Source organism: Corynebacterium sp. AOP36-E1-14, from assembly GCF_052377495.1.
Taxonomy (GTDB): Bacteria; Actinomycetota; Actinomycetes; order Mycobacteriales; family Mycobacteriaceae; genus Corynebacterium.
The window spans coordinates 1-8,291 of the sequence record NZ_JBQSWV010000050.1; the positions used below are offsets into that span (position 1 = coordinate 1).

An 8,291-nucleotide genomic window follows, 5' to 3' on the forward strand; every position below is an offset into this window, starting at 1 on the left:
CTGGCGCACCGCCACGACGAACGGGCCGATCTGCTCGAGGTCCCAGCCGTCGGCGAAGGCGGACGCCTGGAAGGGCACCGTGGTGAACCGCACGTTCGGGTCGTTGGGGTAGATGTCCTCGGACAGGCGGTAGGAGAACGTCCCGTCCTGCCCGTCCTCGTCTTCCGTGGCCTCGGTGGCGTCGGACGCCTGGCCGCGCAGCACCATCACGTCCGGGCCCTCCCAGCCGCGCTCCTCGGCGGTGGCGTCCATCGCGTCGGTGAGTTCGGCGGGGTCGGAGATGTCGGTCCAGTCCCTGATCTCGTCGTTGCGCTCCTCGAACAGGCCCAGCGGGTTGGCGTAGTGCGAGGTCATCGCCTGGTAGGAGTGGTACGGGTAGTACGCCATGAAGCTCTGCTCGTCGGTGAGCACCACGGTGCCGGCGCGCTGGCCGCCCAGGCCCAGCGTCTCGTCGATGTAGGAGTCGACGTCGGCGTAGTAGACGGTGGAGTCGGCGGGGAAGAGGTCGCCGCGCTGGGCGTCGCCGTCGGTGTCGGTGTAGGCCAGGTCGATGTGCTGGCGCAGGTGCAGCGGGATGCTCACCACGTGCGCGGCGGCGGCGAAGGTCAGCAGGACGGCCAGCACGGCCGTCACCTTCGGTGCCGCCTCCGGGCCCACGAACTGCGGGTAGGCGCGGCGCACACCGTTGATCCGCAGGTCCTGCAGTGCCATGATGCCGCCGGTGACCAGGATCAACGAGATGGGCAGCTCCATGCGGAAGCCCAGCAGGGTGGTGCCGGTCAGCGTCATCAGCATCGAGGCCACGACCCAGCCGTAGCAGACCACCAGGCCGGCGAGCAGGGCGCGGACCTGGCTGCGCCGCCAGCGCAGCACCATCCACACGATGCACAGCAGTCCCAGCGCGCCGACGAGCCCGATCTGGAAGAAGGGCACGGGCACCTCGGTGCCGATCTGCGGCAGGTAGTGCTGGGCGCGTCCCTTCGCGCCGCTCTCCGAGGTCAGCAGGGCGATCAGGTACGGCGCCCAGCCGATGAGGGCGATGGCGATGGACACCAGCCCGGTCACGGTGAGCCGTACCAGCGGGGCGATGGAGCGGCTGCCCCACGCCACGGCGAGGGCGATGAGCACCACCGTCAGCGCGGACACGCCGGTGTAGAGCGTGTACAGGTTCGCCGACAGCCCGAGGAACAGGGCCAGCCCGGCGACGGCCGGCCAGGAACCGCGCATGGCGCGTCCGGCGAGGACGAAGGCGGCGGGCATGCCGAACGCCACGACGGCGGCGTAGGGCTCCTCCGGTGCGGTGTAGAGCACCACCGCGGTCGTCGCCACGGCGATGACGGTGCCCAGCGGCAGCGACCCGGTGAGTCGGCGCCACACCGGCACCAGCATCGACCCGGTGGCGGCGAGGGTGATCAGCGACCAGGGCTGGAACGCCGCCCACCCGGCGAGACCGAGCATGTTGGCGAACATCCCGCCGGTGAAGAACCACAGCCGGGGGTAGAAGCTCGGCTCGTCCAGGTAGGCCATGTCCTCGAACCCGGGCTGGTCGGTCATGCGGGTGAGGAACTGGGTGCGGAACGCCTGGTCCACGCTGATGCCGTCGAGGGAAAGGCGGGTGGCGGCCAGCGGGATGGCGAGGGTGGCGATCACGAGCCCGGCGGGCGCGAGCCAGCACAGGGCCGTCGCGCCGAGCCTGCGCCACCGGGCCCAGTCGGTGAAGGGCGTGCGCGCGTGCATCACCGCGTACAGGACGAACGCCAGGACGACGAGGACGATCACGCCGGCGGCGCTGGCCAGCGCCTTGGTCACGTTCGACGAGGAGTAGGCGGGCAGGTTCGTGCGCGCGAGGACCCACCAGGCGACGAGGGTGACGGCGGAGGCGAGCACGCCCGCCCCGACGATCTGCCCGAGGAAGGTGAGGATCCCACGGCCGCTACGGTCGGGGCGGGACGCGGCGTCGCTACCGGTGGGGCCGGTTGTTCCGGTGGAGGGGGCGGTCATGTCGGCATTTTCTCACAGTCCGGGCCGATTCCGGGTCACGGGTGACTGTGGGGTTCCTGCTACCGGTTGAGCAGGATGCCGCGGATCCCGGAGTGGAATCCGTCGCGTAGGTTGACGCGCTGGTACTCGGTGAGCGTGTACTCGTGGAGGGTCTCGCAGGCGAACTGGAGCAGCGGACGGTCGACCTCCGGGGGCAGTCCGCCGCCGCAGAGCACGTGGGCACCGTCCTGCTGTTCGCCGGTGGCGGCGTTCTGGAACCACCACACGGCGTACTGTTCGCCGATGTCGAAGGGGTTCTGCTGGCCGCCGGACTGCCACACCTCGGTGGGCAGCGGGACGTAGCGGCTGCGCAGCCGCCGGCGCGGCGCCATCATCGCCGGGGTCGGACGGGAGGATGCCAGGTCCGCCGGCGACGGGCCGGGGGACGGTGCGGACGATTCGCCGGAGGCACCGGACGGATCGGACGCGCCGGAGGCGTTCTTCTCGTCGTCCTTCTCCGTCTCGGTGACGGGGGCGTCCCCGGCGTCCTGCGCCGGGGCAGGCTCAGGTGCCGCCGCGGGGGACGCCGCGGCCGCGACGTCGGCCGGTGTGGGTGCTGACGCAGATGCGGACGGCGCGGACGGCGCGTCCGTCGGGGCGTCCTGCGCCGTTGCGTCCTGCGTTGGTTCGTCCTGTGCCGGTTCGTTTTGTGTCGCCGTCTCGCCGGAGTGCGTGGAGGACTTGCGTCGCACGTCGGGCACCGCGCAGGTGCCGGAGAGGTCCTCGACGGGTTCGGCGTCGCCGATGGGCTTGTGCTGTGGCCCCGAGGCGCCAGGGGTCCCGGAGGCGCTGTTCGTGGCCGTCTTCAAGGGGCCTTCGAGCACCTGCAGGCGCATGCAGTCGGCGAAGTCCTCGCGCGGGTCGAGGATGGTGGTGGAGTCGCAGGCGTAGCGCAGGTTGGCCGACATGGAGTCCCAGCCGAATCCGTAGAGGTGCACGCGCACGCCGCGGGAGACCGCCTCCTCGACGCCGGGGAGCATGTCGGCGTCACCGGAGACCAGCACGATGTCGGTCACCTCGCGCGACATGGCGCTGATGACCATGTCGGCGACCAGGCGGGTGTCCACGGCCTTCTGCGTGCGCCGGTCGCCCCACTCGATGAGCTGCCCGGAGCGCAGCTGCACCCCGTTGCAGGAGCGCAGTGCGCGTTGGTAGCGGTGTGGGCCGGAGTCCGGCAGCCCGTCGTACCAGTTCTGCCGGTAGACCGGTTGATGGAGTTGGTCGACCACGCGTGACTCGAGCACGTTGACGACCTCGGGTAGGTCGATCTCGAGTTGGGCGCGCGCGCCGGTCTCCCACGCGTTGTAGAAGCTGGCGAGCAGGTAGGAGGTGTCGACGTAGATCAGCGATCGCTCGAGCATGGTGATGGTCCTCACTAAAGTTAGTTGTGCAGTCCCACCAGTGTGCATCAGGCGTGGGGCGCGTGGGGAGGTGTGCAGGTCATTCGCCCTGTACGTCGCGGTTGCGGCGGGGGCTCTTGTCAGAAAGATCGACCTGTGCGATGGTTAGTTACACCAGTAACGAACCAATGTGCCCGAGGGGCGGAGGGAGACCGGCCGTGGACGAGACCACGTCACCGTTGTTCCGGCAGATCGCCGAACTCGTCGAGGACTCCGTCGTCGACGGCTCACTCCCCGAGGGCGACCGCGCACCGTCCACCAACGAACTCGCCGCCTTCCACGGCATCAACCCCGCCACCGCCCGTAAGGGCCTCACACTGCTCGTCGAACGCGGGGTCCTGGCCAAACGCCGCGGCCTGGGCATGTTCGTCGAGGACGGTGCCCGGGACCGCATCGCCGCCCGCCGCCGCGAGGCCTTCGCCGCCGACTACCTCGCCCCCCTCGTGGACGAGGCGATCAAACTCGACATGCCGCGCGACGACCTGCACCGACTGCTCGACCAGGTCGCGGAAAGCAGAGGACTGTACTCATGACCAGCACCGTCACACTCACCGGCGCCGCACTGGCCTACCCCGGGGCCGGGCGCACACCTCGCGCCGGGCGCACCCTCCCACCGGTCGTCGGCCCCGTCGACCTCAGCCTCTCCGCCTGACACCACTCACCAGCGAAAGGAACACCATGAACTCTCCAACCCCCACCACACACCCCACCGACACCTTCATCCAGACCCGCGACCTGGGCCGTTCCTTCGGCAGCCGGGACGTCCTGCGCGGCCTCACGCTGGACCTTCCGCGCGCCGGGACCATCGGCCTCGTCGGACGCAACGGAGTCGGCAAGACCACGCTGATGGGTATCCTCGCCGGTCAGCTGCGCGCCAGCACGGGCAGCATCACCGTCGACGGCCGCGACCCCTTCGACGACGCTGCGGTGATGGACCGGGTCTGCTTCACCGGTGTGGACGTCCTCTACCCGCCGCGCTGGTCCGTGGACACCGTCCTGACCGTCGCCGCCGCCCGCTACCCGTACTGGGACGCCGACCTCGCCGAGAGCCTCGCCGGACGCTTCGGCCTGGCCCGCTTCGGCCAGATGGCCTCCCTGTCAACCGGCCACCGCTCGCTGGTCAGCGTGGTCGTCGGACTGGCGTCGCGGGCACCGCTGACGCTGCTCGACGAACCGTACTCCGGGCTGGACGTGCAGCGACGCCGCCTGTTCTACGAGATCCTCGCCGAGGAGCAGGCCGCCGCGCCGCGCTGCATCCTGCTGTCCACGCACCATCTCGCGGACGCCGGACGCAGCGTCGACCGGCTGCTCATCCTCGCCGGCGACGGGAGCCTCGCCCACGACCTCGACGCCGCCGAGTTCGACGAACGGGTCGTCCGGCTCACCGGCAGCACCGCCCTGATGCACGACGTCCTCGACGAGCTGCGGGGCGGACGCGACGGTACCGCCGGGGACCTGCCGCAGGTCGTCGCCATGCGCGACGTCGCCGGCACGATGTCGCTGGACGTCGACCTGCGCGGTGCCACCGTCCCGCAGCGCCCCGGCGTCACCGTCCAGCACCTCGACGCCGAGGACACCGTGATCGGCCTGACCGGTCTGGCCGGGGAGGTGCAGTGATGCGTGGCCCCGGATTCGACGTGCGCGTGCAGATGTACCCGCGTATCGAACAGCTGCTGGTCCCGGCCATGCTCGCTCTCTCGGGGATCCTGCTTCTCCCGGGGCAGGGGGCGGTGGACTTCTTCACTATCGCCCTGACCACGGGTTTTGCGATCTGGGTGGCCCTGCCGGACGTCTCGCGCTACCGCGCTTTCGGCGTCCCGCTGGCCATCTGGCGGGTGGACGCGGTGATCGCCGGCGTAGTAGTCCTCGCGCTCTCCGTCGGCGTCGTCGTCCTGGTCGGTGGCCTCACCGGCGGAATGTGGGGGCTCGCCGGGGCCCTGCTGGGCGCACTGGTGGTCGCGGTGATGCAGGCGGTTGCGATCCGTCCGCTCCTGCGCGGCGACGGGATGGTCCGGGGGACGTCCCGCTCAGCGGCGACGAGCTGGTCAGCCCTGGTCGCGAAGCTGCCGGCGTCGCGGGGGCCGCTCTCCTGACGCTTCATCTATCTGCCGGCGCTGACCACCGCCGTCGCCGTGGTGGTCACGTTCGTAGTCGTGATGGGGGTGTTGACAGCAATGATGAGCGGCGAGGATGAACCGATCGAGATGGCATTTCTCCTCGCACCGATCGCGATTTCGTGCTCGGCAGTGGTGGACGTTCTCGCCGGCACGCGGCGCAGCTGGACGGCCTACGGGTTGCCCGTGCGACGCTGGCTCCTGCATGCCCACGTGGCCTCCGCGTCCGTGGTGGCGCTCGGTTCCGTGTGCATTGCCGCGCTCGTCTCCTCCGGCGCGCTGGCCGCGGAGGCCACTGATGACGGCTGGACCGCCGGACGCATCGTGCTGGTCAGCGCGTTGCTCCTGCTGATCATCGTGCTGTTGCCGCTGCTCGTGACCGTGCACTACTACCTCGGCATCGTCGTGCTGCTGGTCCTCGGCATCGCGCTCACCGTGATGCTGTCCGCCAGCGACTTCCCCGGCGGGCCGCTGCCGGTCGTCGCCGGCGTCGTCGTGATCGCGGCGGCGGGAGGCGTCCTCGTCTACTCGGCCCGTACGATCCTCGCCGGCAACGATCTGCACCCGGTCGGCGCGGTGCAGGGCGACGACCGGCTCTACTACCAACGACAAGGAGCACTCTGACAACCGTGTTTGAGCTCGACAACATCACCCGCAGATATGGCCGCACGCGCGCACTGGATGCCGTGACCTGCGATATTCCTCTCGGCCGCGTCTACGGACTCATCGGCGCGAACGGGGCCGGCAAGACCACGCTGCTGCGCGCACTCGCCGGCCAACTGCCCACCGAAGGGCGGCTGACCCTCGAGGGCGAGCCGGTCCGCGACAACCAACGCGCCCTCGACCGCATCATCCTCGCCGGCGCGGATGTCCCCTACCCCGGAGAGATGAGCGTGCGCACGCTGCTCGACCTCGCCGCCTCGCGCTGGAGCACCTGGGACGCCGACTACGCCCGCCACCTGCAGGACGTCTTCGCCCTGGACCGTAAGGCACGTTTCGACACCCTGTCGCGCGGCAACAAGACCCTGGTCGGTGTCGTCATGGGCCTCGCCGCCCGGGCGGACGTGACCCTGCTCGACGAGCCCTACCTGGGGTTGGACGCACGCAACCGCGAGCACCTTTACCGCGAACTCCTCGAGGAGACGACGCGGGCGACCGATGCCGGACGCACGGTCGTCATCTCCACCCACCAGGTCGAGGACGCCTCCCTGCTGCTGGACGCCGTGATCCTCATCGACCGCGGCGACGTCGTCCGCATCGCCGACGTCGAGGCACTGACGTCCTCGACCGTCGTGGCGACCGGCACCGCCGGCGCCGTCGACGACCTGCTGGCGCGCGCACCGCGAACTGTTCTGCGCGAGGACACCGTCGCTGGGGCGCGCCGGGTCGTGCTGGACGCCGGGCGCACCGGAGACGCAGGTGATGCCGGGGCCGCAGTGGCTGCAGCGGCGCTGCTGCACGCGTCCGAGGGGCTGGACGTCCGCCTCGAGGACGCCGGACTGGAGGAGACCGTCCTGGTCAGGGGGACGCGATGACGACGACGCTGCTCGGCGGGGTGCCCGCCGCCACGCACCTGCGGCTCTGCCTGGCGCAGGCGAGGTCGGAGATCGCCGGACGCCTCGTCACGTGGCTGCTGGTACTCATCGTGCCGTTCATCCTGTTCGGTGAGACAGTGGAAGGAGTTGGCCGGCAGGTCGCCGTCGCGGTCCTGTTCGGCATCGTCGGTGGTTCCTCGTCCGGGGTGCTGACCATGTCGACGCGTGGACTCGTCGTCTTCGGCATCGGAGCCCGGGCGGCGAAGGCGCATGTGGTGATGGCGACGGTGGTGGGGACCGCTGTCTGTCTGGCGGTGCTCACGGTCCTGTGGGCGGTGGGAACCGTGCGGGGAGGCGGTCTCGGGGCCTGGTTCGCGTTGACCGTGCTGGTCATCGTGGCGCTCAGCACCCTTACCGTGGTGCTGCGCCTGCGCGAGCTGCGCGGGGCGGCGGTCGACGCCGGTGGTGGTGCGGCGGCCTCCCTGTCGACGCGGTGGGGTCGGAGGGCACAGGCACCGGACGGTCATGTCGCCGTGATGCGTGCCATGGCAGGCGGGGGAGTCCTGGCTCCGCTGATCGCCTTCCTGGTCGTGATGATCCCCGTCCAGCTGGTGTTCCGGCTGCTTGGCAGCGACCTGACCGTGGTCGCCGTCATCCTGGTGGTGGCACTCACTGCGAGCGTCGTCTTCGGCCGACTCGTCCAGGCGGAGCGGGCCGCGATGATGTGGACCGTCTTCGGCGGGGTGACACGTGACTGGCAACGCGCCGTGGTGCGCGGCTGGTGGGTGGCCCCAGTGGGATTCGCGCTGGTGTATCTGGTGGCCTGGGGTCTTGAGCAGGGTGTGCAGTCCAGGGGAGGGGCCGGAGCCTTGCCCATGCTGTCGCCGGGAGACCCGGGAGAGTGGATGGGCGCGCTCTGCGTGGCGGCGAACTGCGGGTTCGTGACCGTGGCGATGACCTTGTCCGGCCTGAGCGTCACTGTGACGCAAAAGGGTGCAGGTCGCCGGGTCATCTCCGTGATGGTCGTGGTCGCCAACCTGATTGTCCTGGGCTACGTGGGCACGGGTGTCGTGGTTGTCCCGGTCGTCGGCGAGGTGGCGCCCAGGGTGGTGGTTGCGCTCGCGTGGACCGCTGTCGCGGGCGTGCTGTTCGCCCGCGCCGGACGGAGGATGGACCCGGCTTCCGGCGTGACGACGCGGGCC

At 70.4% G+C, this 8,291-nt stretch carries 9 protein-coding genes; 7 read left to right on the forward strand and 2 right to left on the reverse strand.

From position 1 onward, the window contains the following. Together ACT3TD_RS14375 and ACT3TD_RS14380 are read right to left on the reverse strand one after the other, a co-directional pair. Positions 1-2,001: galactan 5-O-arabinofuranosyltransferase (locus tag ACT3TD_RS14375; protein ID WP_444615202.1), on the reverse strand; the 2,001-nt coding region annotated here is incomplete at its 3' end. Positions 2,002-2,060: 59 nt separating this feature from the next. Beyond that, the gene (locus ACT3TD_RS14380) at positions 2,061-3,401 is read right to left on the reverse strand and encodes an NYN domain-containing protein (RefSeq protein ID WP_301443245.1); all 1,341 of its coding nucleotides are present in this window, start codon (positions 3,399-3,401) and stop codon (positions 2,061-2,063) included. 197 nt (positions 3,402-3,598) lie between these two features. On the opposite strand from ACT3TD_RS14380, the gene ACT3TD_RS14385 reads away from it, so the two are divergent. From ACT3TD_RS14385 to ACT3TD_RS14415, 7 genes are all read left to right on the forward strand, one after another. Continuing rightward, entirely contained in the window at positions 3,599-3,973 is a 375-nt protein-coding gene (locus ACT3TD_RS14385; protein WP_301443246.1) for a GntR family transcriptional regulator, read from the forward strand. Next, positions 3,970-4,092, forward strand: coding sequence for a hypothetical protein (locus ACT3TD_RS14390; RefSeq protein WP_301443247.1), 123 nt, complete (start codon positions 3,970-3,972; stop codon positions 4,090-4,092). Before ACT3TD_RS14385 ends, ACT3TD_RS14390 begins: the two co-directional genes overlap by 4 nt. A 26-nt stretch (positions 4,093-4,118) precedes the next feature. After that, positions 4,119-5,057 (forward strand): ATP-binding cassette domain-containing protein, encoded by a 939-nt coding sequence (locus tag ACT3TD_RS14395; protein ID WP_301443248.1) that lies wholly within the window; start codon positions 4,119-4,121, stop codon positions 5,055-5,057. Beyond that, positions 5,057-5,533: a hypothetical protein gene (locus ACT3TD_RS14400; RefSeq protein ID WP_441579832.1), complete on the forward strand. Its 477-nt coding sequence runs from the start codon at positions 5,057-5,059 to the stop codon at positions 5,531-5,533. The genes ACT3TD_RS14395 and ACT3TD_RS14400 overlap by 1 nt, the downstream gene beginning before the upstream one ends. 153 nt (positions 5,534-5,686) lie before the next feature. After that, on the forward strand, positions 5,687-6,178 hold the full coding sequence (locus ACT3TD_RS14405) for a hypothetical protein (protein WP_444638063.1): 492 nt from the start codon (positions 5,687-5,689) through the stop codon (positions 6,176-6,178). A gap of 5 nt (positions 6,179-6,183) precedes the next feature. Continuing rightward, positions 6,184-7,089, forward strand: a complete 906-nt coding sequence (locus ACT3TD_RS14410) for an ATP-binding cassette domain-containing protein (protein ID WP_301443250.1) — start codon at positions 6,184-6,186, stop codon at positions 7,087-7,089. Beyond that, the coding region (locus tag ACT3TD_RS14415) for a hypothetical protein (protein ID WP_444615203.1) at positions 7,086-8,291 on the forward strand (1,206 nt) is incomplete at its 3' end. The genes ACT3TD_RS14410 and ACT3TD_RS14415, both read left to right, overlap by 4 nt.

Excerpts from the sequence above, each read along its gene's own strand:
- ACT3TD_RS14380 (WP_301443245.1), bottom strand. The coding sequence starts at position 3,401 with ATGCTCGAGCGATCGCTGATCTACGTCGACACCTCCTACCTGCTCGCC.
- ACT3TD_RS14390 (WP_301443247.1), top strand. The coding sequence starts at position 3,970 with ATGACCAGCACCGTCACACTCACCGGCGCCGCACTGGCCTACCCCGGG.
- ACT3TD_RS14395 (WP_301443248.1), top strand. The coding sequence starts at position 4,119 with ATGAACTCTCCAACCCCCACCACACACCCCACCGACACCTTCATCCAG.
- ACT3TD_RS14400 (WP_441579832.1), top strand. The coding sequence starts at position 5,057 with ATGCGTGGCCCCGGATTCGACGTGCGCGTGCAGATGTACCCGCGTATC.